This window comes from Streptomyces sp. NPDC005423 (genome assembly GCF_040606415.1).
Taxonomy (GTDB): domain Bacteria; phylum Actinomycetota; class Actinomycetes; order Streptomycetales; family Streptomycetaceae; genus Streptomyces.
In genome coordinates this window covers 1-24,382 of sequence record NZ_JBEXET010000049.1, presented here as the reverse complement: position 1 = coordinate 24,382, position 24,382 = coordinate 1, and the positions used below count along the sequence as shown (strand labels likewise).

The window sequence follows — 24,382 nt, the reverse complement described above, 5'->3', positions numbered from 1 at the left end:
CGGCACCGGCCGCCCGGATCGTGGGACGGCGGATGCCAAGGTTACTGCCGGTGTCCGGCGCGCAGCGAGGCCTTTCCCCCGAAAAGGCGAAAACAGGACACTTCCGGAACCGCCGCCCGGCGGTTCCGGAAGTCGCCCCCGTGAGGTGGCGTTCCCCGCTCCGTCCCCCGTGGCCGGGAGCGGGGAGCGGGGAGGTTACGGGCGGTTGAGGGTGATGGAGTTGACGGGTGTGAGGTTGGCGTTGACGCCGACGCCCTGTCCGATGGGGGTACCGCAGTTGGTGCCGTTGTACCCGTCGCACAGGGACATCGTGGCCCCGCCGTACTGGTTGTTGAGGACCCAGTGGGAGCCGGTCTGGTTGCTCAGGTTGTGGGCGCCGTAGCTGTAGTAGACGGCGGTCGGGTGCGGGTTGTCCCGCGGTACGACCCCTTCGCCGTAGACACACACGGCCCCGGACGGGCAGCCGTCCCAGGGGGTGTCGGCGGGCTTCGCCTGGGCCGCTCCCCCCAGCGTCACTACGGCGGTGGCGGCTGCGGCGAACGTGGCGGCGGCGCGGAGCATGGTGCGCATGTTTCCCCCTGGCGGGTCGTCCTGCTGTATCGCAGGGCGGGTTCGGTGCTGACGCCTTCAGCCTTGCCCGAGGGACGCCAGGGGTCGACGGGTTTCCCGTCGCCCACCGCCCGGAACGCCGGGAAACCCTCCCTGACCTGCCCGCTCACCAAGCCGTGGACAACGGGTCCGGTGCCCCGGACGGGTCAGGACGCGGAGTCCTTCTTGCTGCTCGCCGCCGCGTAGGCCTGGGCCGGCGTCATCGCCACCCCGTTCAGGGACACGGTCTTGTACGGGCTCACCTTGGCGCAGGTCTTGGCGTCGTCGGCGGTCTGGGCATGGGCGTTGGAAACGGCCGCGTGGGTGTCGGCGGGAGCGGCGGAGGCGGTGGAGTACGTCGTACCGCTGGGCCAGTCGGCGCCGATGACGAGGGTCACGCCGCTCGCGGTTCCCTGGGTGAGGTGGGAGGCGGAGAGGCCGAGCGCGGCGGCCAGCGTCTGCGCCCGGGGCTTCTCGCCGGGGCCGTAGGTGATCCGGGTGGTCGCCGTCGGCGCGGGCGCGTTGCCGGTGCTCGTACCGGAGTTGAAGCCCTTGGCGATGAGCGCGTTGGCGATCACCGAGGCGCGCCCACCGGTGCTGGTGCCGTTCTGCACCTGTACGGCGATCTCGGAGGCCGGCACCGTGGCGACGGCGGACGGCGTGGCGGATGCTTTCTTCTTGCCGGTGCCCCCGCTCAGGGACTGGTCGGCGGCGATGGCCGCGAACAGCGACTTGGCGGCGGCCGCGGGGACCACACGGTCGGCGTTGGCGGGGTCGGGGCCGGTCTGCATGGTGGCGAACGTCATCCGCTTGGAGGGGACCTTGTTCAGGTCGGTCGCCAGGCCGACGAGTCTGGTGACGCTGCCGAGACCGGTGTCGACGGTCAGCGCCTTGGTGGCGGCGTCGCCCAGGGAGTACACCTTGGCGGGGTTGGCGAGGGTGCCCGCGCTCTTGAACTTGCGGATCATCGCGCTGAGGAAGAGGTGCTGCGAGACGGTACGGCCGAGGTCGCTGCCGTCGCCGAAGCCGTGCCGTGAGCGGACGAACTGGAGTGCCGCCTCGCCCTTGAGGGTGTGGGTGCCCTTGGCGAGCTTGAGGTGGGAGTAGGTGTCGTAGACGTTGTCGCTGACGCACACCGACACCCCGCCGACCGCGTCGGACATCTTGACCACTCCGGAGAAGTCGAGCATCAGGAAGTGGTCGATGGTGATGCCGGTGAGCTGGTGCACGGTCTTGACCTGGCAGGCCGGGCCGTACTGGAGCGCGCTGTTGATCTGTCCGTAGTAGCCGGCCGTCGACTGGCTGCTGTCGGGGTCCTTGCAGGCGGGCACCTGGGTCATGGTGTCGCGCGGGACGCTCATCACGGTGGCGTTGGAACGGTCGGCGGAGACGTGCACGACCATCTCGACGTCCGCGTTGTGCCCGACGGTCGACTTGCCGGAGCCGCAGCCGCCGCCCAGTTTGCAGTCGGCGGCGTTGTTCCGGCCGTCCGAGCCGATCACCAGGATGTTGATCGGGGTCCGGCCGAAGGCGTCGGCCTTCTCCTTGCCGTCGTCGATCGCGACGCTCCTGATGTTGCCGTTGAGGTGCTCCCACAGCCAGGCCCCGGCGCCCGCGGTGACGAGGATCAGCGCCGAGACCGTGATGAGGGCTATGCGGGCGATCCTCCGGCGGCGGGCCGCCGGCTTGGCGCGCCGCCCCGGGGGACGCCCCTTGGTCCGCTGGGCCTGGCGGGCGGCGGCCCGGCCACCGGCCGGCCGCCGGTCCGGCCCGCCCTCGGCCCCGCGCTGGTGGGGAACGCCGGAGCGATTCCGCGTGGCCGCACGACCGGACGCTTCGCCCCGAGGGTCGCTCATCCACCACTCCCTACGCTGTCGCCGGCACCGGCCGCCGGCGCGCCACGAGGCGGCGGTGACTCAAGGCCCCCCGCGCGCCGGGCGCGCCCCCTGGGCCGGATGATTGCGCAATATAGCAACCATTGCCGTCGCCACCGAGAGGCACTCCCCTCTTCCGGCTCCGCGCGGCCGGTGGAAGGAGGCGTCGTCCGAGGTCACCGGGCCGGGAAGAGCGGGCCCGAGCGGGACGGCTCGCGGTGTGTTCCGCACGGCCGCGCGGAACACACCGCGAACTCGCCCTCCGCGCAGGCAAGTTGCCCAAGTACGGGCGCGCGGACGCCCCCTGACGGACCGTCAAGTGATGTGGGTCATGCTCCGGTGAGGCCGAGTCCAGGTGGCTCCGGTCAGACGTTGACCCCGAAGTCGGCGGCGATACCGGCCAGTCCGGAGGCGTAGCCCTGGCCCACCGCGCGGAACTTCCACTCCCCGCCGTGCCGGTACAGCTCGCCGAAGACCATCGCGGTCTCGGTGGAGGCGTCCTCGGAGAGGTCGTAGCGCGCGATCTCGGCGTTGTTCGCCTGGTTCACCACCCGGATGAAGGCGTTGCTGACCTGGCCGAAGCTCTGCCCACGGGCGTGGGCCTCGTGGATGGAGACCGGGAAGACGACGCGTTCGATGTCGGCGGGCACGGCGGCGAGGTTCACCTTGATCGACTCGTCGTCGCCCTCACCCTCGCCGGTGAGGTTGTCACCGGTGTGTTCCACCGAACCGTCCGGGCTGTTGAGGTTGTTGTAGAACACGAAGTGCTGGTCGGAGACGACCTTCCCCGACGCGTTCAGCAGCAGCGCGGAGGCGTCCAGGTCGTAGTCCGCGCCGGTCGTGGTGCGCACGTCCCAGCCGAGCCCGATCAGCACCGCGGTCAGCCCCGGCGCCTCCTTGCTCAGCGATACGTTGCCGCCCTTGCCCAGGGAAACACCCACGGCTTCTTCCTCCCGATCGTCGGCCGTTCTGTCCGTCACTGGATTCCCACGCGGCGCCGCGCCCGGCGGTTCCCGCGCGGGCCCTTCCCCGCGCCCGCGGCGCTCAGAGCGCGGTACCGCCCCCGGCGACGGTGCCGACCGGGGCGGCGGCGCTGTCCGCCTGGGCCGCGGGGCGCGGGGTGTCGTCGTCCTTCAGGGCCCTGGCCTCGCTCTTGAGGATGCGCAGGGACTTGCCAAGACCGCGAGCGGCCTCCGGGAGCTTCTTCGTACCGAACAGCAGGATGATCATGATCGCCACGATCAGCAGGTGCCAGGGTTCCAGTCCGTTGCGGAGCATCCCGCCGACCCCATCTCTCGAATGATTGCCGCCTTGCGCAACTTTACAACCATGGTGCGGGGCTGGGGAGAGCGGCCCTGACCACCGCCAGGCCGCCCGTGTACAGCGCGACGATCCCGACCAGCAGCAGGTAGTACGCCGCCGGCAGCGGTGTCAGACCGATCAGCGCCCCCAACGGCGAGAGCGGCAGCAGCACTCCCACGGCGGCCAGCGCGACCGCCGCCCAGTCGATCGGTCCCGGCCCGCGCCTGCCCCGGCGGCGGCCGGTGCGCAGCAGCACCATCACCAGGGCCTGGGTGATCAGGTTCTCGGTGAACCAGCCGGAGTGGAACACCGCCTGGTCGTCGAGGGCGTCGGGGCCGTGCAGGGCGAGGGCGAGCACGGCGAAGGTGGCGAGGTCGGCGGTGGCGTTCAGCACGCCGAAGCCGACGATGAACCGGAGCAGCCGGCCGGGGCGCAGCACGATCGGGCGGCGCAGCACCGAGGGGTGTGGGCGGTCGCGGGCGAAGGCGAGCTGGGCGGCATCGAAGCAGAGGTTCTGGGCCAGCACCTGGGCCGGCAGCATCGGCAGGAAGGGCAGCAGGAGGCCGGCGGCGAGCATGGCGATCACGTTGCCGAGGTTGGAGGAGAGGGTGATGCGGAGATACGTGACGATGTTGCCGCCCGCGTACCGTCCGGCCGCGATGCCGTGGCCGATCGCGGTGAGGTCCCTCCCGACGAGGACCACGTCGGCGCTCTCCCGGACGACGGCCACGGCGTCGCGCGGCGCGATCCCGACGTCGGCGGCGCGCAGGGCGGGCAGGTCGTTGACGCCGTCGCCGAGGTAGCCGACGGTGTGGCCGCCGGCGCGCAGGGCGGTGGCGATACGGGCCTTGTGCTCGGGGGTGCAGCGGGCGAAGACGGTGGTGCGGGCGGCGGTCGCGGCGAGCGCGGTGTCGTCGAGGCCGTCGACCCGGTCCGCGGTGAGCACGCCGTCCGAGGCCGGCGGGACGCCCAGGTCGCGGCAGACCCGGGCGGCCGTGCCCGGGTGGTCGCCGGTGAGGATCTTCACGGTGACGCCCCGGTCGGCGAGGACCCGCAGCGCTTCCGCGGCGAAGGGGGCGACGGTGTCCCGCAACGTCACCAACCCCCGGAATTCCAGGCCGCGTTCGTCGGCGCGGAGGTGGTCGCGGACGCGGGCCGTGGGGGCGCCCCCGCCCGGACGGAGCCCGGCACCGGGGAGTTCGGCGGTGGCGACCGCCAGCACGCGCATCCCGTCGGCCGCCGGCCCGGCGGCGAGGGCGAGCAGCCGGGCGCGCTCCGGTTCCGTCAGTGCGCAGCGTTCCAGGACGGCTTCGACGGCCCCCTTGGTGACCAGGGTGCGGCTGCCCAGCCGGCCCGGTGTGCGGACGACGGCGGTGGCGATACGCCGTACCGGATCGAAGGGAAGGGCCGCGATCCCGTCGTAGGCCGTCAGGTCGTCCTCGTCGACGGCGTCCAGGAGCGCCTCGTCGAGAGCGTCGGGGGCGGGCAGGTCGGCGAGTTGCAGGGTCCACCAGGCGTTGACGGCGGCCCAGCGCAGCACGGCCGGGTCGTCGTGACCGTCCGGGCCGAGGGCACGGTCCAGCCGCGGGCGGTCCTCGGTGAGGGTGCCGGTCTTGTCCAGGCAGAGGACGTCGACGGCGCCGAGATCGTGCAGGGCGGGCAGCCGTCGGACGATCACGCCATGGGTGCGGGCGAGCCGTGTGCTGCCCCGCGCGAGACAGGTGGTGACGATGACCGGAAGCATCTCCGGGGTGAGCCCGACGGCCACCGCCACGGCGAACGGCAGCGTCTCCAGGCCACGGTCGCGCAGGGCGGCGTTGGCCATCAGGACCAGCGGCGGGGTGAGCAGCATGAACCGGATGAGGATCCACGAGATGCCGTGCACCGAGCGGTCGAAGGCGCTCGGCTCCCGGCGGCCGTCCGGCCGGCCGTGCGCGGCGGCGAACCGGGTGCGCGCGCCGGTCCTCACGACGACCGCGGTCGCACTGCCGGTGGCGACCCCGCTGCCCTGGAAGCAGAGCTGCGGCGGGTCGAACACTCCCCCGCCCACGGGGGCCACCGGGTCGGCGGCCTTCGCCACGGGGGCGGACTCGCCGGTGAGCGCGGCCTGGTGCACGGTCAGGCCCTGGGACCGCAGCAGGCGTACGTCCGCCGGGACCAGGTCACCGGGGCCGAGCCGGACCACGTCGCCGGGAACCAGTTCCTCCACGGGGATCTCCCGGGCGTCGGGCGGTGCCTCCTCCCCGGCGCGGCGCAGAACCGTGGCCGTGGTGGCGACCAGACCGCGCAGCCCGGCCATGGACCGGCCCGCCCGGTACTCCCCCGAGGTGCGCAGCAGACAGCTGACGGCGACCAGCAGCAGGATCACGCAGGCCGTGCCCCAGGAGGCGACCAGCGCGGAGACCAGCCCCAGACAGAGCAGTACGGCGGTGAACGGATCGCGCAGACTCCGCACCAGCACCCTCGGCCAGGACTCCTCCCGGTACGTCGGCAGGGTGTTCGTCCCGAAGCGGGCCTGCCGCGCCTCGGCCTCCGTCTCCGTCAGCCCGCGCGGCCCGCTGTCGAGGCGCCGCAGTGTCTCCAGCAGCGTCGGTACGTCCGGACCGGGACCGGCGCCGCCCGGCGCGGACCCGGGGGCGAACGGTCCCGCGTCCGGCCCCGGAACCGCGCTGGTGTCAGCCACCGGCCCCGCGCAGGCTGTGCAGGGGTGCGGACGCTCCCTTGGCGCGCGCGGCCAACTGGCCGACCATCACCCGGACCACGGTCACCACATCGGGGTCGTCGACGTAGTAGATCTGCCGTCGTCCCTCTCTGCGGGACCGCACGAGCCCGGCGAGTTTCAGCTTCGCCAGATGCTGGCTGACAGCGGGCAGCGCGCCGCCGACCCGGTCGGCGAGGTGGGTGACATCGCTCTCGCCCTGCGCCAGGGCCCACATGAGGTGCAGCCGGGCGGAGGACGCCAGCAGCCCGAAGGCGGCGGCGGCTTCCGCCAGCACCTCGGCGGAGGGATCCTCGAAGCCCCCGATGTCCGCTGCCACAGCCCTCTCCCCACCCGCCCCGCTCGTCACACCCCGCAATTGCGCCGTGTCAGTCTAGAGGCGGGGCTGCTGGTGGTTGCGACATCGGGTGCCGGTGGTCTGTGGTCGGCCGTCGAGCCGTCGGCTGTCGGCTGTCGGCTGTCGGCTGTCGGCTGTCGGCTGTCGGCTGTCGGCTGTCGGCTGTCGGCTGTCGGCTGTCGGCTGTCGGCGTGGATCGTCGGCCTTCGCCTCGCATACTGCCGACTGGCGATTGCGGGCCGGCGACTGGCGACTGGCGACTGCGAACTGGAGACGCGTAGCACCGACCGACTGCCGTCGACCGTCGACCGCCGGTCCGTCGACCGCGGACCAACGACCAACGACCGTCTGCCGTGGACCGCGCGCCAACGGCCCTCGCCCCGGCCATCGAGCCCCGACCCTCAAGTCGGCAGTGGTATCGGCAAGTTGGGTGACGCAACCCCGGCCGACCGCTCGGCGAGGACGCCCGCCGCGCGAAAGGTCGGCTTACTGCGTGCGGAGGTCGGTCTACCGGGCGGGACCACTATCGCCTTCCGCCGCGCACGGCGCCTCTATGCGGTCCAGCAGGAACGGCACCATCCCCCGTTCCAGCAGGGCCAGTTCCCATGCCTCGCGCGCCCTTCCGATCTCCGGGTCAGCGTGGCCGTCCGACCCGTCGGGCGCGGTGGAACGGCCACGGTGCGCCACCGCGAACAGCCAGGCGAAGTCGCCGACCGCCGCCCCGGCGGCCACGGCCCCGGCGATCAGTCCGGCCGTCAGCAGCCCGTCACCGACGTAGGGCCGTCCCACCACCCGGACCCCGAACCCGAGTGCCAGCAGCACAACCGCGGAGACGGTCACCAGGGCGAGCGCGACGACGTGCCCGCCCCCGCGACGGCCGCCCTTGGCGTCGCGCACCCTCAGGTAGTCGCGGTACTCGGCTTCGGCGGCCGCGGTGACGGTGGCCCGTCCGCGGAGCGCTTGCGTACGCAACCGGCCGCGATCACATGCCCCGCCACGACGATCCAGCGCCTCGCGCACCCGACCGCACTCCAGAGCCTGGTCCAGGATCCGCTCGAAAGCGACGCCTGCCTCCGCCCCCGAAAGCCCGGGATCCGCCATGTCTCTCTCCCGCTCCCCCGTTGGGTCCTGCCGTCCACGAGCGAACGGCAAGGGCTGGCGAGTCTAATGGTCCGCTGTTTGCGCAACCTCTGAAGGTTCGGCTCACCCTCCCCGGGTGCCCCGGCCGGGGCACGGCACCCGCGCCCACCTGTGAGAAACAGGGGAACGTGTGTGCCCCCCCATGGCCCGGGGCAGACGCCGTCGGTATGAGCACCCTCCATCGGAGCACCCTTCATCGGAGCACCGGATACGAGGCCACGGACGAGACCGTGGACGGAACCGTGGGCGAAGCCGTGGACAGGGCGGTGGACGGGACCACTCCACGGTTCCCGGACACGTTGTCGGCACGCCCGCCGCTCGAACCCGTGCGGGTGGAGCCGTACGGCGACGGGCGGGGGTTTCCGTCGGTGGCGCGCGGTGGCGAGCGGGTGGCGGGGCTGGACGGGCTGCGGACGGTCGCGGTGGTCCTGGTGATCGTCTACCACGTGCGGCCGGACCTGGTGCCGGGCGGCTCGGTGGGCGTGGACGTGTTCTTCACGATCAGCGGCTTCGTGATCACGAGACTGCTGGTCGCCGAGTACGCGCGCACCGGGAACATCGGGCTGTGGCCGTTCTACCGGCGGCGCTGGCTGCGGCTGGTGCCGGCGCTGCTGCTGATGTGCGCGGTCACCGCCCTGCTGTCCCTCACCCTGCGGCTGCCGCTCTTCGACGGGGCGTGGGCGGCGGCGGGGCTGGCGGCGGCCTCGGTGGTCAATCTCGTACGGGCGGCGGAGCCCGGAACGTACTCCGGCCTCACCGCCCCGCTCGGCCACACCTGGTCGCTGGGTGTGGAGGAGCAGTTCTATCTCGCCTGGCCGCTCCTCCTGCTGGTGCTGCTGCGGTCCGCGCGGGCGCGGACGGTGGTGGGCTGTACCGCCGCGCTGTGCGTCCTGCCGGTGCTGTGGCGGACGGTGCTCTGGGACCCCTCCGCGGCGCACCGCATCTACAACGGCCCCGACACCCGCGCCGACCAACTCCTCGTCGGCGCCCTGCTGGCCTTGGTCCTGGCCCGCCTGCGCGCCGACGACCCCCGTCTCGCGCTGCTCCGCCGCCGCGCGGAACGCCTGTGCCTGCCCGCGCTCGTCGTGCTGGCCCTGGTCGCCTGGCGGATCCCGATCACCGGGTCCGGCGCGTGGAATCCCGCCTGGTACACGGTGGGCTTCCTGGTCGCCGCCGTCCTGACGGCCGTGGTGATCGCCACGCTGGCGCTGTCACCGCGCGCGTGGCCCTCCCGCCTGCTGTCCCTGTCCGCCCCGGCCTGGGTCGGCCGCAACCTCAGCTACGGGATGTACCTGTGGCACTACCCCGCCGTACGCCTGCTCGCCGGCCTCGGAGTGACGGACGACTGGCTGCTTCCCGTCGGCCTCATGGCGACCTCCGCGGCCGCCCTCGCCTCGTACGTCCTGGTCGAACGACCGCTGACCCGGCGCCCCCGGACGGCTCCCGCCAAAGCGTCGCGCTGACGCCTCGACGGCCCGACGCCCCTGACGCGAAACACGGATGGTGCCGACCGGGACCGGTCGGCACCATCCGTACGTTGTTGCCTACGTGTTGTGCGCTGAGCTCGCTGCTTGTTCGTTGGGTTTCGTTGTTCGTTGTGTCCGAGGGGGGACTTGAACCCCCACGCCCGATAAAGGGCACTAGCACCTCAAGCTAGCGCGTCTGCCATTCCGCCACCCGGACCAGGTGTCTGCCGCCGTGCCGAAGGTGTTCCCGGCGGCGACGAAGACAACAATACCAAGCTTTCGGAGCGGCCTTCACCTGCGTTTCCGTCCGCCGAAGGACCCCCGGAGGCGCGACCGTATCGCCGGGTGCGCGCGCGGCCGGTCGTCGTGTTCGTGGGTGCGCAACCAGGCTGACGCGACGACGCTGCGCGCGGACCGGGGGTGTCCGGACGCGGGCTGCCCGACCCGGCGGCCGGGTGGCCGCCGGGTACGAGGTGAGGGGCGGGTACGACGTGGGGGTCGGGGGTCGGGTACGAGGTGGGGGGCGGGGCGGTTGTGTCACGGTGTGAGCTGGTACTCCGGGAAGTTGCCGGGCAGTTTCTCCCCCGTCGCTCCGCGGGTGACGGCGCGGACCAGGAGTTCGCCGCCCACGAACGCTCCGCGCCACGACGCTCCGTAGCCGCCGAAGAGTTCGTCGCGGTCGCCGCGCGAGCGGGGTTTGCCGTGGCCGACCTTGAAGGCGCGGATCTGCGGGGCCAGCCGGTCGTAGGTCGCCCGGTCGTCGGTGGAGAGGGTGGCGACGAGCGCGCCGTTGGAGGCGTTCATCGCGGCGAGCAGCTCGGCCTCCGTGTCGACCAGGACGATCGTGTCGACCGGGCCGAACGGTTCCGCGTGGTGCAGCGGGGAGGACGGCGGCGGGTTGAGGAGCGTGACGGGCTGGACGTAGGCGGAGGTGTTCTGGCCGGGCAGGAAGCGGGTCTCGGAGAGCCGGCCGCGGTGCAGCGGGACGGCGCCGCGGCTGATCGCCTCGGTGACCTGGTCGTGGAGTTCCTTGGCCTTGGCCGCGTTGATCACCGGCCCGAAGTCCAGCTCGGGATACGGGTCTTCGGGGTGTGCGACGGCGAGGGGGTGGCCGACGCGCAGGGTGCGGACCGCCGGGAGGTAGGCCGCGAGGAACTCGTCGAACAGCTGGCGCTGGACCACGAAGCGTGGGTACGCCGTGCACCGCTGCTTGCCGTAGTCGAAGAGCTTGGGGACGACCGCCGAGAGGGACGCCCAGTCGCTGAAGTTCCAGATGCCCCAGGTGTTGAGGCCCTCTTGTTCGAGGATGTGCCGCTTGCCGAGGTCGGCGACGGCCGTTGCCACCGCGGCGCCGGTGTCCCGGCCGCCGACGAAGGAGACACAGCCGATCTCGGGCGCGCGCACCAGCGCCTCCGAGAGTTCGCCGCCGCTGCCGCTGACGAGGGTGACGGGGATTCCCTCGCGGACGGCGAGCGCGCTGGCCAGGGTGAGACAGGCGACGCCGCCGTCGGTGGGGGTCTTGGCGATGACCGCGTTGCCCGCCAGTGCCTGGACGAGCATGGCGTGGACGAGGACGCTCATCGGGTAGTTCCAGCTCGCGATGTTGGAGACCGGGCCCTCCAGCGGGACGCGACCGTCCACCATCGGCTGTATACCGTCTACATACCACCGTACGCCGTCGATCGCCCGGTCCACGTCAGCCTGGGCCAGCCGCCAGGGCTTGCCGATCTCCCAGACCAGCAGCAGCGCGAGGAGTTCCCGGTGCTCGGTCAACGCGTCCAGGGTGGCGGCGACCCGGGCACGGCGCTCCTCCAGGGGTACGTGGCGCCAGGCGCGGTGCTGGTCGAGGGAGGCGCGTACGGCCTGGTGGGCGGTGGCCCGGTCGAGACGGGGGGCGCCCGCGATGGGGCTGCCGTCGACCGGGGTGGTGGCGGGCAGGGCCCGGCCGTCGGGGTGCCAGGCGGAGTTCCACAGGTTGAGTACGCGGTCGTCCCGGAACGCCTCGGGCGCCACCGCGAGGCAGCGCTGCCAGGCGTCGCTCCAGGACGTACCCGCCTTCAAAGTCGGGGTAAGGCTGCCGGGGGTGAGGGTGGATGCCATGCGTCTGCTCCGCTCTCGGGGCACGGTCGAGGGGAGGGCCCCGGGGGGCCTTCCTGAAAAGGGCGGTGGTGGGCGACGGGCGGGTGGGTTCCACGGTCGGGCCTGGCACCTGAGGGAGGTTCGACGCGGGCTTGTGCGCGGGACGTCCGCCAGTTGGGGGGCCGGTTGCGGCCGACTCGGTACGGCCGCGCCGTCGCCCGGGAGTCAGTGCGGGGGGGGGAGGCGCCGGAGCAGTCCTGGGGACAGTCTCCGGGGCGCGGGGCAGCCCCAGAAGGCAGTCGCATAGGCGCAGTTGGGGTGTCAGTTGGGGGGTGTCACCGCGTCCGGTGCTGCACAGGTCCGGGACGAGCCGGACGGTCTCCGTCGGGCGGGCTCCGTCGGGGTGCCGCGGTCGGCCTGCGCCCCCGTACGCGGTCCTGCCGGGCGACCCGCACAACTGCCAGTTGCCGCGCGCCGGTTCACCTTCTCGAAAGGGAACTTGGCCCGGAGAGGGCCGTGACGGCTCCGGGCCGACAGCCGCGGGGTCAGACGACCTGACGGCAAGTCATAGACGTGGTAACGGCCGAGGGCTCTCCCCCGCCACAGGAGACCCCTCGGCCGTTCCGGCACGCCAACTGCCGTCGTCGTCCGAGCGTCAGGACTTGGCGCGCTCGTGATAGGACCGCCGGGTGTGCTCGGTGTGTTCGCGCATCAACAGAGAGGCGCGCAGTTCGTCACGGGCCGCGATGGCGTCGATCAGGGTGCGGTGTTCGACCCAGGACCTGACCCCGCGCTGCCGGGCCACGGGTGTGTAGTACCAGCGCACCCGGCGGTCGACCTGAGCGGCGAGTTCGGCGAGGACGGCGTTGCCCGCCAGTTCCATGACCTTCGCGTGGAAGCGGGTGTTCATGGCGACGGCGCCGTCCACGTCGTCGGCGTCGACGGCCCGCTCGCCCTCCGCGCAGAGCTCCTTCAGGGCACTGACGCCCGCGCCGCCCGCGTTGACCGCGGCGAGCCGGGCGGCCTCGGACTCCAACAGGGTTCGCACGGTGAGGAGTTGGTCGGCCTCCTCTTCGGTGGGCTCGTGCACGAACGCACCCTGGGCGGGCCGCAGATCGACCCAGCCCTCGGTGTTGAGCCGCTGCAGCGCCTCGCGCACCGGCTGCCGGGAGACGCCGAGGTGCCCGGCGAGCTCGCTCTCGACGAGGTGCTGGCCCGGCCGCAGGGCCCGGGAGGTGATGAGTTCGAGCAGCGCCTCGTAGACGCGGTCGCGCAGCGGGCCCGGGCGTTCCAGCCTGGGCACCGCCCCCTGCGGCAGTCCCGTCGACAACATCGCGGTCCCCCTCCTCGGCAGCGCCGTGCCCACGGTGGCGGGGCCGCCGTACACGTACGTACGAGCAGTGTCGATTGTCTTTCGTCTACAGTCTACGGCGCACAGTGGACATCAGACCGGGAAACGGGCTGGGCCCGGCCGGTCGACCGGCATGGTTCACGGGCAGCGGATGACCTGTCCCGCGTACGACAGATTGCCACCGAAGCCGAAGAACAGGACCGGGTCGCCGGTGCTGACGGCGCCCTGCTCGACGAGTTTGGAGAAGGCGAGCGGGATGCTCGCGGCGGAGGTGTTGCCCGATTGGATGACGTCCCGGGCGATCACCGCGTTGACGGCGCCGATCCTCTCGGCGAGCGGTTCGATGATCCGCAGGTTCGCCTGGTGCAGGACGACGGCGGCCAGGTCCGCGGGGGCCACTCCGGCCTTCTCGCAGGCTTTGCGGGCGATCGGCGGGAGCTGGGTGGTGGCCCAGCGGTAGACGCTCTGGCCCTCCTGCGCGAACCGCGGCGGCGTGCCCTCGATCCGTACGGCGTTCCCCATCTCCGGCACCGAGCCCCACAGCACAGGTCCGATGCCGGGCGTGTCGGCGCCCTCGACGACGGCGGCCCCCGCGCCGTCGCCGACGAGGACGCAGGTCGTACGGTCGGTCCAGTCGGTCACCTCGGACATCTTGTCGGCGCCGATGACCAGGGCCCGTACCGCCGCTCCCGCGCGGACCGCGTGGTCGGCGGTGGCGAGGGCGTGGGTGAAGCCGGCGCAGACGACGTTGACGTCCATCGCGGCCGGGGAGGGGATGCCGAGCCGGGCGGCGACCCGGGCGGCCGTGTTCGGGGAGCGGTCGATGGCGGTGGAGGTGGCGACCAGCACCAGGTCGATGTCGCCGGGCGTCAGGCCCGCCGCCGCGAGCGCCTTGGCGGCGGCGTGCGCGGCGAGTTCGTCGACCGGTTCGTCGGGGCCGGCGATGTGGCGGGTGCGGATGCCCACCCGGGAGGTGATCCACTCGTCACTGGTGTCGACCAGGCCCGCCAGATCCTCGTTGGTGAGCACCTTGGCGGGCTGGTAGTGGCCGACGGCGGTGATCCGCGAGCCGTTCATGGGGGGTCCCCTCGTTGCCTTGGTAGCGGGATCCACCAGTCTGATCAGTGACTCGCCGGTACGACGGCAGGTGATGCCACAGGAAACGGAGGCGTCCATTGTCGGCTTCCGTCAGGCCGCCGGGGTCGCGGGTGCCGCCCAGGCCGCTAGCCGGTGAACAACTGCCGTGCCTTCAGGACGAGTTCGTAGACGCCGTAGGCCAGGGGCGCGCCGACCCAGAGCCAGGCGAAGGCGATCAGCGGGCGCCGGTCAGGCGGACTCGGACTGCTGACGTTCGACATCGGCGGCCTCCCTGGGGGCGGAGATGTGGTGGCGGGGGTGGACGGGCCGGACGAGTTCGTTGGCGGCGAACCCGACGACCAGCAGCCCGATCATGATCACGAAGGAGACGTCGTAGAGGGCAGCGCCGTGCTTGCCGGCCGCTTTCTGGTGGTCGGCGATCCAGTTCACGATCAGCGGGCCGAGGACGCCGGCCGTGGACCAGGCGGTGAGCAGCCGGCCGTGGATCGCGCCGACCTGGTACGTCCCGAAGAGGTCCTTCAGATAGGCGGGAACGGTCGCGAAACCGCCGCCGTAGAAGGAGAGGATCACCAGCGCGCAGAGGATGAACAGGGGTTTGGAGGAGTCGCCGAAGAGGGCGATGAGCGCGTACATGACCGCGCCGACGCCGAGGTAGACGCGGTAGATGTTCTTGCGGCCGATGAGGTCGGAGGTGGACGACCAGCCGATGCGGCCGGCCATGTTGGCGGCGGAGAGCAGGGCGACGAAGCCCGCGGCGGCCGACACCGAGACCGGGGTGGAGGTGTCCGCGAAGAAGTCCGTGATCATCGGGGCGGCCTTCTCCAGGATGCCGATGCCCGCGGTCACGTTCATGCACAGCACCACCCACAGGCACCAGAACTGCGGGGTGCGCACCGCGTCGCGGGCCGACACCTGGAGCCCCGGCGGGACACCCGGCGCGGCGCCGTCGGCCGGCGCCGCGGCGCGCGGCACCCGGACGAGCAGCACACCGAGTGACATGAAGGCCGCGTAGCAGAGCCCGTGGACGAGGAACGCGAGCGCGATCCCGGAGTGGTCGGCGCCGAACGACTTCAGCATCTGGGCCGACCAGGGCGAGGCGATCAGCGCGCCGCCGCCGAAACCCATGATGGCGATGCCGGTGGCCATGCCGGGCCGGTCCGGGAACCACTTGATCAGGGTCGAGACCGGCGAGATGTAGCCGATGCCGAGCCCGATCCCGCCGACGAAGCCGTAGCCGAGGACGATCAGCCAGAACTGGCGCGTCTGCGCGCCGAGGGCGGAGATCAGGAAGCCGGAGGAGAAGCAGACCAGGGCGACGGTCATCGCCCAGCGGGGCCCGTTGCGTTCGACGAGGGTGCCGCCGAACGCGGCCGACAGGCCCAGCATCACGATGGCGAGCTGGAAGGGCAGCGCGCTCTGGGTGCCGGTCAGGCCGAGCGAGGCTTCGAGCGGCGGTTTGTAGACGCTCCAGGCGTAGGCCTGGCCGATGGAGAGGTGCACCGAGAGGGCGGCGGGCGGAACCAGCCAGCGGCTCCACCCCGATGGTGCTACAGGTGGACTCATGATCCCGGACGATAGGAAGCCGTGCGAGAGTTGAGAAGGCGGCGTCTACACGGTGTGCGATGAACGGTATGCAGGATGCGCCGAACGGTCGGCGGATCCGGGATCCGGCGTGAGTGCCCACCCTCCGTACGGCCCATGCCCTCTCCCGCTCTCTTCCTCTCTCTTCCGCTCTCTGCGACCTGCCGGCGCTGCGGACAGCCGCGTGCGCTGACCGATCGCGCGGACAACCGCAGCACCTCCCGCGACACAGCGGCACCAGCCGACCGTACGGACAGCCGGTACCTGCCGCGTCGACCGCGGCACCGGCCCGCGCGGGACCCGGCCCCTGCCGTCCGGTGCCGGGTCCCGTGCGGCGTTCCGGGTGTGCAGGACAATGGGGCGTGCGGGTCACCGCTCCGCAGGGTCGGTCCGGTGAGACGGGGCATCCGCGCGGCAAGGGCCTTGCGGCCACCAGCACGTACAGAACCGGGGCTGATCAGGGCATGGGACGAGTCACGGAACGACGCAAGGTGATCCGGATCAGGGACGGAGCGGTCTCCACCCGCCCGGACACCCTCGTCGCCGAGGAACCCCTGGAGATCAGGCTCAACGGCAAGCCGCTGGCGATCACCATGCGCACCCCGGGCGACGACTTCGCGCTCGCCGCCGGGTTCCTGGTCAGCGAGGGCGTACTGGCGAACGCGGACGATCTGCAGAACATCGTCTACTGCGCGGGGGCGACCGTCGACGGCTCGAACTCGTACAACGTCGTGGATGTACGGACCGCGCCGCACGTGGTGGTGCCCGACATCACGTTGGAGCGGAACGTGTATACGACGTCCTCCTGCGGCCTGTGCGGCAAGGCGAGCCTGGACGCGGTCCGTACGACGGCCCGGTGGCCGATCGCCGACACACCCCCGGTCCGGGTGGGGCCCGAACTGCTCGCGGTCCTCCCCGACCGGCTGCGAGCGGCCCAGCGGGTCTTCGACCGGACCGGGGGGCTGCACGCGGCGGCCCTCTTCACCGAGGACGGGGAGCTGGTGGACGTGCGGGAGGACGTGGGCCGGCACAACGCGGTCGACAAGCTGGTCGGCCGCGCCCTCCAGAACGACGACCTGCCGCTGTCCCGGACGATCCTGCTGGTGTCGGGCCGGGCCTCCTTCGAACTGGCGCAGAAGGCGGTGATGGCCGGGCTTCCGGTCCTGGCCGCGGTGTCCGCGCCGTCGTCCCTGGCGGTGGACCTGGCGACGGAGACGGGTCTGACCCTGGTGGGCTTCCTGCGGGGCAGTTCCATGAACGTGTACGCGGGCGGGGACCGGATCGCCCTGCCGGCCACGGCCGCCCAGGGCTGATACCGCCCGGCGTCACGGCGGCGAGACCCCGGCCGGCGAACTCACCTGCCGCGCCAACGAGTTGACGGCTCTTGCGGGTCGCCCCGCAGCGTGCCCCCGCGGTCCAGCAGCTCGGTAAGGACCGGGGCGGGCATCGACGCTCGACGCGGGCCGGTACGCACGTACATGACGAAACGTCAGTTCACGTCGGCCGTCCGTACCGAAAAACCGGATCAACAAGGCCGTGCATCGGTCGCGTTCCTTCGCGGTGAGCGGGGGCGAGGAAGGTGGCGTCGGCCTCGCGGGCCGTGGGGCCGCGTCCCGGACAATCACCCGCGTGCTCCTTGTGAGGCGGCCGGGGCCGCAACTAACGTCTGTGTCGCGCACGTTGGACGTCGGATGTCCGGATGTCCGGACGCCTGAAGGGCAGGTCGCACCATGCCGTCGAGTCTTCGCGCACGCCTCGGATCGACCCTCGTCACGGTGGCGGTCGTCGTCGCCGGCCTGCTCGCCCTGCCGGGCCCGGCGCACGCCCGAACCGCCACCGCTCCACCGGAGTTCGACCAGCAGGTCCTCTTCCGGGCCTCGCAGGACCCGGGGTACGCCTGCTTCCGCATCCCGACCGTGGTGCGGACCGCCGGGGGAACACTGCTCGCCTTCGCCGAGGGCCGGGTGCTCAACTGCGGTGACGCCTCCGACATCGACATCGTGGTCAAACGGTCCACGGACGACGGCCGCACCTGGGGCCCGCTCCAGGTCGTCAACGAGGGCGGCGGGGACACCCACGGCAACCCGGTACCGGTCGTGGACCGGCGGACGGGCCGCATCCTGCTGGCCGAGACCTACAACACGGGCCGTACGGACAGCGCCGGTTGCCAGGTTCCGTGCGACCGCACCCCGCATCTGCAGTACAGCGACGACGACGGGCTCACCTGGTCGCGTCCGCGCGACCTGAGCGAGGAGATCCTGCCCGCGGAGTGGAACTCCTGGTACGCCACCGGCCCCGTCCACGGCATCCAGCTCACCCGCGGCCACCATGCCGGCCGGCTGGTCTTCGGCGTCAACACCGAGACGTGGAACGGCAGTCGGGTCACCGCCAACAACGCGGCGCTCGTTGTCAGCGACGACGACGGCGACCACTGGAAGATCGGTGCCACCGACTCGTATCCGATCGCCGCCGACGGCACCTGGCGGCAGAAACCGTCCGAACTGACCCTCGCCGAGCGCGCGGACGGGTCGATCCTGGTGAGCGGACGCGAACAGGACGGCACCGACCTCGGCCACCGCACCCAGACCGTCAGCCGGGACGGCGGCGACAGCTTCACCGCCCCCTTCCACACCCTCCCCGACCTGTACGCGCCGATGGTGCAGGGCTCCGTCCTCCGGCTGGGCGACCGCATCCTGCTGTCCTGCCCCGGCGACCCCGACCGCCGCCGCACCATGATGATCCGCTCCTCCTACGACGGCGGGCGCACCTGGGACAGCGTGGACCGCGGGAGCGTCGTCACCACCGACTGGTCCGGCTACTCGGACATGGCGCGGATCAGCGGCGACACGGTGGGCCTGATTTACGAGGGCGGCGCGGTGGACGCGCGTGACGAGATCCGCTTCGCCCGTTTCGACGAGGCGTGGCTGCGGGCGCGCCAGGGTTCCGACCCGGTCACCGCCGACCGCGCCCCGCACGCCCGGCCCGCCGCCGTCCTCGGGGATGCCCAGGAGACGGACGGCGTGTCCGGCGGCGCGCTCTCCTTCGACGGGGCCGACGACGCCGTACGACTGCCCTACAGCGGCCGACTCCCGCTCGGGACGGGGGACTTCACGGCCGCGCTGTGGTTCAGGTACACGGCCACAGCCGGGGAGCAGCCGCTGCTGTGGATGGGCGGGATCGGCACCAGCCAGCCGCAGGTGTGGCTGCGCGGTGATCCCGCCAACCATCGTGTCCAGGGGCTGATCACGGTCCGTGACGGTGCGGCGGCTCCGCGGACGGCGCTCGTCAGTACCACCGGCGCGTACAACGACGGGCAGTGGCACCAGGTGGCGTTGCGGCGGGGAGGTGGCCGGTTGACGATTTCCGTTGATGGCATACAGTCCGCGGTCGCCGATGTGCCGGGTTCCGTCAGCCGCAACTCGCCGTTCGGTGTCCACGTCGGTCAGCGGATGGACAGCCGGGCCTTCTTCACCGGCGCGATCGACGACGTACACGTGTGGGACCGGGCGCTCGGCGACAAGGAGTTGGCCGCCGCTCGTCCGTCCTCCGCGGGCACGGTTCTCTGGCTGCCGCTGGACCGGGTGAAGGGCGCCCACTGACCGTCCGCCGCCGCTTCCCGGACGTCGCTCAGCCGGCTCGCGTCCCGGTGCCGAGTCCGGTCCGTGGGCCGGCGGCGGGGGCCGCCACGGCGGTCTCCGGCAGCGGGTCGCGGGCCCGGCGCCTGGCGATGACCGCGCAGACCATCAGCTGCATCTGGTGGAAGAGCATCAGCGGCAGCACGGCGAGCGAGGCGTGCGCGCCGAACAGGACGCTCGCCATGGGCAGTCCGGAGGCGAGCGACTTCTTCGAGCCGGCGAACTGGATGGCGATGCGGTCCTCGCGGTCGAAGCGCAGGGCCCGGCCGCCGTACCAGGTCAGGGCGAGCATCACGGCGAGCAGGACGGCTTCGACGGCGAGCAGGCCGGCGAGCCGGACGGCGCTGACCTGGTGCCAGATGCCCTGGACCATGCCCTCGCTGAACGCGGTGTAGACGACGAGGAGGATCGAGCCGCGGTCGACGTAGCCGAGGACCTTCTTGTGGCGGGTGATGAAGCCGCCGATCCAGCGGCGCAGGGCCTGTCCGGTGAGGAACGGCACCAGCAGTTGCAGCACGATCTTGACGAGCGAGTCGGCGGAGAAGCCGCCGCCGCTGTTGCCGAGCAGCGCCGCCGCGAGCAGCGGGGTGACGACGATGCCGGCGAGGGAGGAGAAGGAGCCGGCGCAGATGGCGGCCGGTACGTTCCCCCGGGCGATCGAGGTGAACGCGATCGAGGACTGGATGGTCGACGGCACGAGGGTGAGGAAGAGCAAACCCTGGTAGAGGGGGTGGGTCAACAGCGCCGGGACCAGGCCCCGGGCGGCCAGTCCGAGCAGCGGGAAGACGATGAACGTGCAGGCGAGGACCGTGGTGTGCAGGCGCCAGTGTCTCAGTCCGTCCAGGGCCTCGCCGGTGGAGAGGCGGGCGCCGTAGAGGAGGAAGAGGAAGGCGATGGCGGCGGTGGAGGCGCCCGAGGCGGCGTCGGCCGCCGTGCCTCTGGCCGGGAGGAGTGCGGCGAGACCCACGGTCCCGAGGAGCAGGAGGACGTAGGGGTCGATCGGCGGCGCACTCGGTCGGCGCAGGCGTTTCACGTGCTGTACTACCTCGCTCACTTCGCTGTGCGTGGGGTTCGGGTCGGGCTCCGGGCCGGTGGGCCGTGGGCGGCCGGGACCGTTTCCATCGTCCTCCCCCGGGGCGGGATCGGGAATCCGGTATACCGCTCTCACTGTTATCGCGTGGCGCGATGGCCGGTTACGGTGGGTTCCGTGTACGACCTCGCGCGGCTGCGGACGTTCCTCGCGGTCGCCCAGACGCTGAGTTTCACCCGGGCCGCCCGGCGGCTCGGGCTGCGTCAGTCCACCGTGAGCCAGCACGTGCGGCGCCTGGAGGACGCGGCCGGGCGGCAGTTGTTCACCCGGGACACGCACTCCGTGGAGCTGACGGAGGACGGTGAGGCGATGCTCGGTTTCGCCCGCCGGATCCTGGAGGTGCAGGAGCAGGCGACGGCCTTCTTCACGGGTACCCGGCTGCGCGGCCGGCTGCGCTTCGGGGCTTCCGAGGACTTCGTGCTCACCCGGCTGCCGGAGATCCTGGAGGGCTTCCGGCGCGGGAATCCCGAGGTCGACCTGGAGTTGACGGTGGAGCTCTCCGGCACGCTGCACGAGCAACTGGCCGCCGGGAAGCTCGACTTGGTTCTCGCCAAGCGCCGGGCCGAGGATCCGCGGGGCGAACCGGTCTGGCACGACAAGCTGGTGTGGATCGGCGCGGAACGACTCCGTCTCGACGCCGACCGGCCCGTTCCGCTGATCGTCTACCCGCCGCCGGGTATCACCCGCGCTCTCGCCCTGGAGGCGTTGGAGCGGCAGGGGCGGGCGTGGCGGATCACGTGTACGAGCGGCAGCCTCAGCGGTCTGATCGCCGCGGCCCGTGCCGGGCTCGGGGTGATGGCGCACTCGCGGAGGCTGGTGCCGCCGGGGCTGGTGCGGGTGCCGGAGCGGGCCGGGCTGCCGGAGCTGGGCGAGGTGGACTTCGTGCTGGTGCACGGCCGGCGGCGGGTCGCCGCGCAGGGGGCGGCGGACGCGTTGGCGGCGGCGATCCTGGCGGGCGGGGACCGGTTGCGGGGCGGGTGAGCGGCGCCCCGGGGGCGGCGGGCGGGACGGTCCGTGCCCGGTCTGTGAGGTGGGCCACGAGGGGGGTGGGGGGCGGTGACCGGGTCGTACAGATTCGGTGGAGATTACGGGGGCGAAACCTACGTAACCGTAGGCATTTCTGTCCGGCCCTTCCTCTTGTGCGGGCATTTTCCCGCGCTGACCTGTGCGGACGTGAACAGTGCTCGGTTTTCGACCCCCTCCCGCCCGTGCGCCGGGTGGGGTAGCTTTCACGGCGCCATGGCGGAGCGTCACTGAGGGCGAGGAGCGGGGAGCGGGGTTTGCGCGAGTTCACCAACCCTCCGTTGGTGTCGGCACCGCCGGTGGGCGGTCTGGCCGACGTCGTCTTCGAGCGCGCCCAGGACGATCCGCCGCACGTGTCGCTGGGCCGCAAGGACGAGCGGGGGCAGTGGCGGGACGTGACCGCCGCCGAGTTCCGCGACGAGGTGCTGGCGCTCGCCAAGGGGCTGCTGGCCCGGGGCGTCCGGTTCGGCGACCGGGTCGCCATCATGTCCCGCACCCGCTACGAGTGGACCTTGTTCGACTTCGCGCTGTGGACGATCGGCGCGCAGGTGGTGCCGGTCTACCCCACCTCCTCGGCCGAGCAGTGCTTCTGGATGTTGCACGACGCGCAGGTGTCGGCGGCGATGGTCGAGCACGAGGACCACGCGATGACGATCGCCACCGTCATCGACCGGCTCCCCCGGCTGCACCAGCTGTGGCAGCTGGACACGGGCGCCCTGCGGGAGCTGTACGACGCCGGCGCGCACCTCGACGACGAGGTGGTCCACCGGCACCGGCAGGCGGTCACCCCGGAGTCGACCGCGACGATCATCTACACCTCGGGCACCACGGGCCGTCCCAAGGGCTGTGTCATCTCGCACGGCAACTTCATGTACGAGGCGGACACGGTCATCGAGCGCTGGGAGTCCGTCTTCCACTCGCGCCGGGGCGACGAGGCGGCGACCCTGCTGTTCCTGCCGCTGGCCCATGTGTTCGGGCGCATGGTGCAGGTCGCGGCGGTCCGCGGCGGGGTCCGCTTCGGCCACCAGCCGCAGCTGAACGCCGCCGCCCTGCTGCCCGATCTGGTCGCTTTCCGGCCCACGTTCATCCTGGCCGTGCCGTACATCTTCGAGAAGGTGTTCAACGCGGCCCGCCGCAAGGCGGAGAAGGAGGGCAGGGACGGGCCGTTCGACAAGGCCGTCGAGATCGCGGTGCGGTACGCGGAGGCGGTGGAGGCCCGCGCCTGGGACATCGGGCCCGGCCCCTCGGCGGCGCTGCGCATGCAGCACCAGCTCTTCGACAAGCTGGTCTACTCGAAGGTGCGGGCCGCGATGGGCGGCCGGATCCGCAACGCCATGTCGGGCGGCTCGGCGATGGACCGCCGCCTCGGCCTGTTCTTCGCGGGGGCGGGGGTGCAGATCTACGAGGGGTACGGTCTGACCGAGTCCACGGCGGCCGCGACCGCGAACCCGCCCGGGCGCACCCGCTACGGCACGGTCGGGCAGGCGATCCCGGGGGTCACCGTGCACATCGCGGACGACGGCGAGATCTGGCTGAACGGCCCCAGCGTCTTCCAGGAGTACCACAACAACCAGAAGGCCACCGACGAGACCCTCCAGGACGGCTGGCTGGCCACCGGTGACCTGGGCTCCCTCGACGAGGACGGCTATCTCACCATCACCGGCCGCAAGAAGGAGATCCTGGTCACCTCGGGGGGCAAGAGCGTCGCGCCCGGCCTCCTGGAGGAGCGGGTGCGTGACCATCCGCTGGTGTCGCAGTGCATCGTCGTCGGCAACGACCGCCCCTACATCGCGGCCCTGGTCACCCTCGACGGCGAGGCGGTCGAGCACTGGCTGGCGATGCGCGGCAAGGCGCGGATGGCACCGGCCGAGCTGGTGGAGGACAACGACCTGGAGACCGAGGTGCGTCGGGCGGTGGTCGCCGCCAACACCCTGGTCTCGCAGGCCGAGTCGATCCGCACGTTCCGCATACTGGCCCAGCCGTTCACCGAGGAACACGGGCTGCTGACACCGTCGTTGAAGCTGAAACGCAAGGCCATCGAGAAGGCCTACGCCGCCGAGGTCGAGGCGCTGTACCAGTCCTAGTGCGCCTGTTGCGGCACCAGCGGCCGGATCGCGCCGACAGGAATGCATCACGGGGTGTGATCGTTGACGAGGGGAGTACCACCCGTCGACCGAAGGATCGAGAGTTCGTGAGCAGCAAGGTCCCCCCGATCATCCTCAACAACGGCGTCGAGATGCCCCAACTGGGCTTCGGCGTCTGGCAGGTGCCGGACGGCGAGGCCGAGCAGGCCGTCGCCACCGCGCTGGAGGCCGGGTACCGCAGCATCGACACAGCGGCGATCTACGGCAACGAGGAGGGCACCGGACGGGCGATCGCCGGCTCCGGTGTCCCCCGCGAGGAGCTCTTCGTCACCACCAAGCTCTGGAACAGCGACCAGGGGTACGACGCGACGCTGCGCGCCTTCGACGTGTCGCTGGAGAAGCTCGGCCTGGAGTACCTGGACCTCTACCTGATCCACTGGCCCACCCCCGCACGGGACTTGTACGTCGACTCGTACAAGGCGTTCGAGAAGCTGTACGCCGACGGGCGCGTCCGGGCCGTCGGTGTCTCCAACTTCCTCACCGAGCACCTGGAGCGCCTGATCGCCGAGACCTCGGTCGTGCCGGCGGTCGACCAGATCGAACTCCATCCGCATCTCCAGCAGAACGCGGCACGCGAGTTCCTCGCCGGGCAGGGCATCGCCACCGAGGCGTGGTCGCCGCTCGGCCAGGGCAAGGGCCTCCTGGAGGTGCCGGCGATCGTGGCCATCGCCCGGAAGCATGACCGGACCCCGGCCCAGGTGGTGCTGCGCTGGCACGTCCAGCTCGGCAACGTCGTGATTCCCAAGTCCGTGACCCCGTCCCGGATCAGGGAGAACATCGAGGTCTTCGACTTCAGCCTGGACACCGAGGATCTCGCGGCGATCAGCGCGCTCGACGAGGACCGGCGGCTGGGGTCCCACCCGGCCCACTTCAACGGCGGCTGAGCCGGCACATCCTTTCGTCAGCGGCGGATGGCCGCGCCGGGGCCGCGCTCACGCTCCGTGCCTTCGCCGGT

Annotated in this window: 19 protein-coding genes and 1 tRNA gene; 6 read left to right on the top strand and 14 right to left on the bottom strand. The window is 71.9% G+C overall.

Annotation, left to right across the window (positions count from 1 at the left end):
* Positions 1 to 195 precede the first annotated feature (195 nt).
* The 7 genes from ABZT12_RS33665 to ABZT12_RS33635 all read right to left on the bottom strand — a co-directional run bounded on the left by ABZT12_RS33665 (position 196) and on the right by ABZT12_RS33635 (position 7,792).
* On the bottom strand, positions 196 to 570 hold the full coding sequence (locus ABZT12_RS33665; RefSeq protein WP_356391733.1) for a hypothetical protein: 375 nt from the start codon (positions 568 to 570) through the stop codon (positions 196 to 198).
* 185 nt (positions 571 to 755) lie between these two features.
* Positions 756 to 2,444, bottom strand: coding sequence for an LCP family protein (locus ABZT12_RS33660; protein WP_356391730.1), 1,689 nt, complete (start codon positions 2,442 to 2,444; stop codon positions 756 to 758).
* A 383-nt stretch (positions 2,445 to 2,827) separates the two neighbouring features.
* The gene (locus tag ABZT12_RS33655) at positions 2,828 to 3,403 is read right to left on the bottom strand and encodes a TerD family protein (protein ID WP_356391726.1); all 576 of its coding nucleotides are present in this window, start codon (positions 3,401 to 3,403) and stop codon (positions 2,828 to 2,830) included.
* Between the two features lie 103 nt (positions 3,404 to 3,506).
* Complete coding sequence (tatA, locus tag ABZT12_RS33650; protein ID WP_356391723.1) at positions 3,507 to 3,740, bottom strand: Sec-independent protein translocase subunit TatA; 234 nt, start codon at positions 3,738 to 3,740, stop codon at positions 3,507 to 3,509.
* A gap of 43 nt (positions 3,741 to 3,783) precedes the next feature.
* The gene (gene mgtA, locus ABZT12_RS33645) at positions 3,784 to 6,447 is read right to left on the bottom strand and encodes a magnesium-translocating P-type ATPase (protein WP_356391720.1); all 2,664 of its coding nucleotides are present in this window, start codon (positions 6,445 to 6,447) and stop codon (positions 3,784 to 3,786) included.
* Entirely contained in the window at positions 6,440 to 6,802 is a 363-nt protein-coding gene (locus tag ABZT12_RS33640) for a metalloregulator ArsR/SmtB family transcription factor (RefSeq protein WP_356391716.1), read from the bottom strand. Before ABZT12_RS33640 ends, mgtA begins: the two co-directional genes overlap by 8 nt.
* 525 nt (positions 6,803 to 7,327) lie before the next feature.
* Positions 7,328 to 7,792 carry a hypothetical protein gene (locus tag ABZT12_RS33635; protein ID WP_356391713.1) on the bottom strand — a complete coding sequence of 155 codons (465 nt, stop codon included), beginning with the start codon at positions 7,790 to 7,792 and terminating at the stop codon, positions 7,328 to 7,330.
* A gap of 335 nt (positions 7,793 to 8,127) precedes the next feature.
* Between ABZT12_RS33635 and ABZT12_RS33630 the strand changes: the two genes are divergently transcribed.
* Complete coding sequence (locus tag ABZT12_RS33630) at positions 8,128 to 9,423, top strand: acyltransferase (protein ID WP_356391711.1); 1,296 nt, start codon at positions 8,128 to 8,130, stop codon at positions 9,421 to 9,423.
* A 135-nt stretch (positions 9,424 to 9,558) separates the two neighbouring features.
* On the opposite strand, the gene ABZT12_RS33625 is transcribed toward ABZT12_RS33630, so the two are convergent.
* The 6 genes from ABZT12_RS33625 to ABZT12_RS33600 all read right to left on the bottom strand — a co-directional run bounded on the left by ABZT12_RS33625 (position 9,559) and on the right by ABZT12_RS33600 (position 15,517).
* A tRNA-Leu gene (locus ABZT12_RS33625) sits at positions 9,559 to 9,643 on the bottom strand.
* Positions 9,644 to 9,963: 320 nt separating this feature from the next.
* The gene (locus tag ABZT12_RS33620) at positions 9,964 to 11,526 is read right to left on the bottom strand and encodes an aldehyde dehydrogenase family protein (protein ID WP_356391707.1); all 1,563 of its coding nucleotides are present in this window, start codon (positions 11,524 to 11,526) and stop codon (positions 9,964 to 9,966) included.
* 634 nt (positions 11,527 to 12,160) lie between these two features.
* Positions 12,161 to 12,838, bottom strand: coding sequence for a GntR family transcriptional regulator (locus ABZT12_RS33615; protein ID WP_356391704.1), 678 nt, complete (start codon positions 12,836 to 12,838; stop codon positions 12,161 to 12,163).
* Between the two features lie 156 nt (positions 12,839 to 12,994).
* Complete coding sequence (locus tag ABZT12_RS33610) at positions 12,995 to 13,933, bottom strand: beta-ketoacyl-ACP synthase III (RefSeq protein WP_356391701.1); 939 nt, start codon at positions 13,931 to 13,933, stop codon at positions 12,995 to 12,997.
* Positions 13,934 to 14,079: 146 nt separating this feature from the next.
* A complete protein-coding gene (locus tag ABZT12_RS33605; RefSeq protein WP_356391698.1) occupies positions 14,080 to 14,214 on the bottom strand; it encodes a hypothetical protein in 135 nt (44 codons plus the stop codon).
* Positions 14,183 to 15,517 (bottom strand): OFA family MFS transporter, encoded by a 1,335-nt coding sequence (locus ABZT12_RS33600; protein ID WP_356391695.1) that lies wholly within the window; start codon positions 15,515 to 15,517, stop codon positions 14,183 to 14,185. The genes ABZT12_RS33605 and ABZT12_RS33600 overlap by 32 nt, the downstream gene beginning before the upstream one ends.
* A 482-nt stretch (positions 15,518 to 15,999) precedes the next feature.
* Between ABZT12_RS33600 and fdhD the strand changes: the two genes are divergently transcribed.
* Both fdhD and ABZT12_RS33590 read left to right on the top strand, forming a co-directional pair.
* A complete protein-coding gene (gene fdhD / locus ABZT12_RS33595; protein ID WP_356391692.1) occupies positions 16,000 to 16,848 on the top strand; it encodes a formate dehydrogenase accessory sulfurtransferase FdhD in 849 nt (282 codons plus the stop codon).
* Positions 16,849 to 17,265: 417 nt separating this feature from the next.
* Complete coding sequence (locus ABZT12_RS33590; protein WP_356391689.1) at positions 17,266 to 19,134, top strand: exo-alpha-sialidase; 1,869 nt, start codon at positions 17,266 to 17,268, stop codon at positions 19,132 to 19,134.
* A 28-nt stretch (positions 19,135 to 19,162) separates the two neighbouring features.
* On the opposite strand, the gene ABZT12_RS33585 is transcribed toward ABZT12_RS33590, so the two are convergent.
* Positions 19,163 to 20,203: a bile acid:sodium symporter family protein gene (locus ABZT12_RS33585; RefSeq protein ID WP_356391794.1), complete on the bottom strand. Its 1,041-nt coding sequence runs from the start codon at positions 20,201 to 20,203 to the stop codon at positions 19,163 to 19,165.
* Between the two features lie 174 nt (positions 20,204 to 20,377).
* Between ABZT12_RS33585 and ABZT12_RS33580 the strand changes: the two genes are divergently transcribed.
* From ABZT12_RS33580 to ABZT12_RS33570, 3 genes are all read left to right on the top strand, one after another.
* A complete protein-coding gene (locus ABZT12_RS33580) occupies positions 20,378 to 21,241 on the top strand; it encodes a LysR substrate-binding domain-containing protein (RefSeq protein WP_356391686.1) in 864 nt (287 codons plus the stop codon).
* A 299-nt stretch (positions 21,242 to 21,540) separates the two neighbouring features.
* Entirely contained in the window at positions 21,541 to 23,367 is a 1,827-nt protein-coding gene (locus tag ABZT12_RS33575) for an AMP-dependent synthetase/ligase (protein WP_356391683.1), read from the top strand.
* A gap of 107 nt (positions 23,368 to 23,474) precedes the next feature.
* Complete coding sequence (locus ABZT12_RS33570; RefSeq protein ID WP_356391680.1) at positions 23,475 to 24,311, top strand: aldo/keto reductase; 837 nt, start codon at positions 23,475 to 23,477, stop codon at positions 24,309 to 24,311.
* Positions 24,312 to 24,382 lie beyond the last annotated feature (71 nt).

Bases quoted from the DNA above. Each gene is read 5' to 3' on its own strand.
- ABZT12_RS33665 (WP_356391733.1), bottom strand. From the start codon at position 570: ATGCGCACCATGCTCCGCGCCGCCGCCACGTTCGCCGCAGCCGCCACC.
- ABZT12_RS33660 (WP_356391730.1), bottom strand. From the start codon at position 2,444: ATGAGCGACCCTCGGGGCGAAGCGTCCGGTCGTGCGGCCACGCGGAAT.
- tatA (WP_356391723.1), bottom strand. From the start codon at position 3,740: ATGCTCCGCAACGGACTGGAACCCTGGCACCTGCTGATCGTGGCGATC.
- ABZT12_RS33630 (WP_356391711.1), top strand. From the start codon at position 8,128: ATGAGCACCCTCCATCGGAGCACCCTTCATCGGAGCACCGGATACGAG.
- ABZT12_RS33620 (WP_356391707.1), bottom strand. From the start codon at position 11,526: ATGGCATCCACCCTCACCCCCGGCAGCCTTACCCCGACTTTGAAGGCG.
- ABZT12_RS33615 (WP_356391704.1), bottom strand. From the start codon at position 12,838: ATGTTGTCGACGGGACTGCCGCAGGGGGCGGTGCCCAGGCTGGAACGC.
- ABZT12_RS33610 (WP_356391701.1), bottom strand. From the start codon at position 13,933: ATGAACGGCTCGCGGATCACCGCCGTCGGCCACTACCAGCCCGCCAAG.
- ABZT12_RS33605 (WP_356391698.1), bottom strand. From the start codon at position 14,214: ATGTCGAACGTCAGCAGTCCGAGTCCGCCTGACCGGCGCCCGCTGATC.
- ABZT12_RS33600 (WP_356391695.1), bottom strand. From the start codon at position 15,517: ATGAGTCCACCTGTAGCACCATCGGGGTGGAGCCGCTGGCTGGTTCCG.
- fdhD (WP_356391692.1), top strand. From the start codon at position 16,000: ATGGGACGAGTCACGGAACGACGCAAGGTGATCCGGATCAGGGACGGA.
- ABZT12_RS33590 (WP_356391689.1), top strand. From the start codon at position 17,266: ATGCCGTCGAGTCTTCGCGCACGCCTCGGATCGACCCTCGTCACGGTG.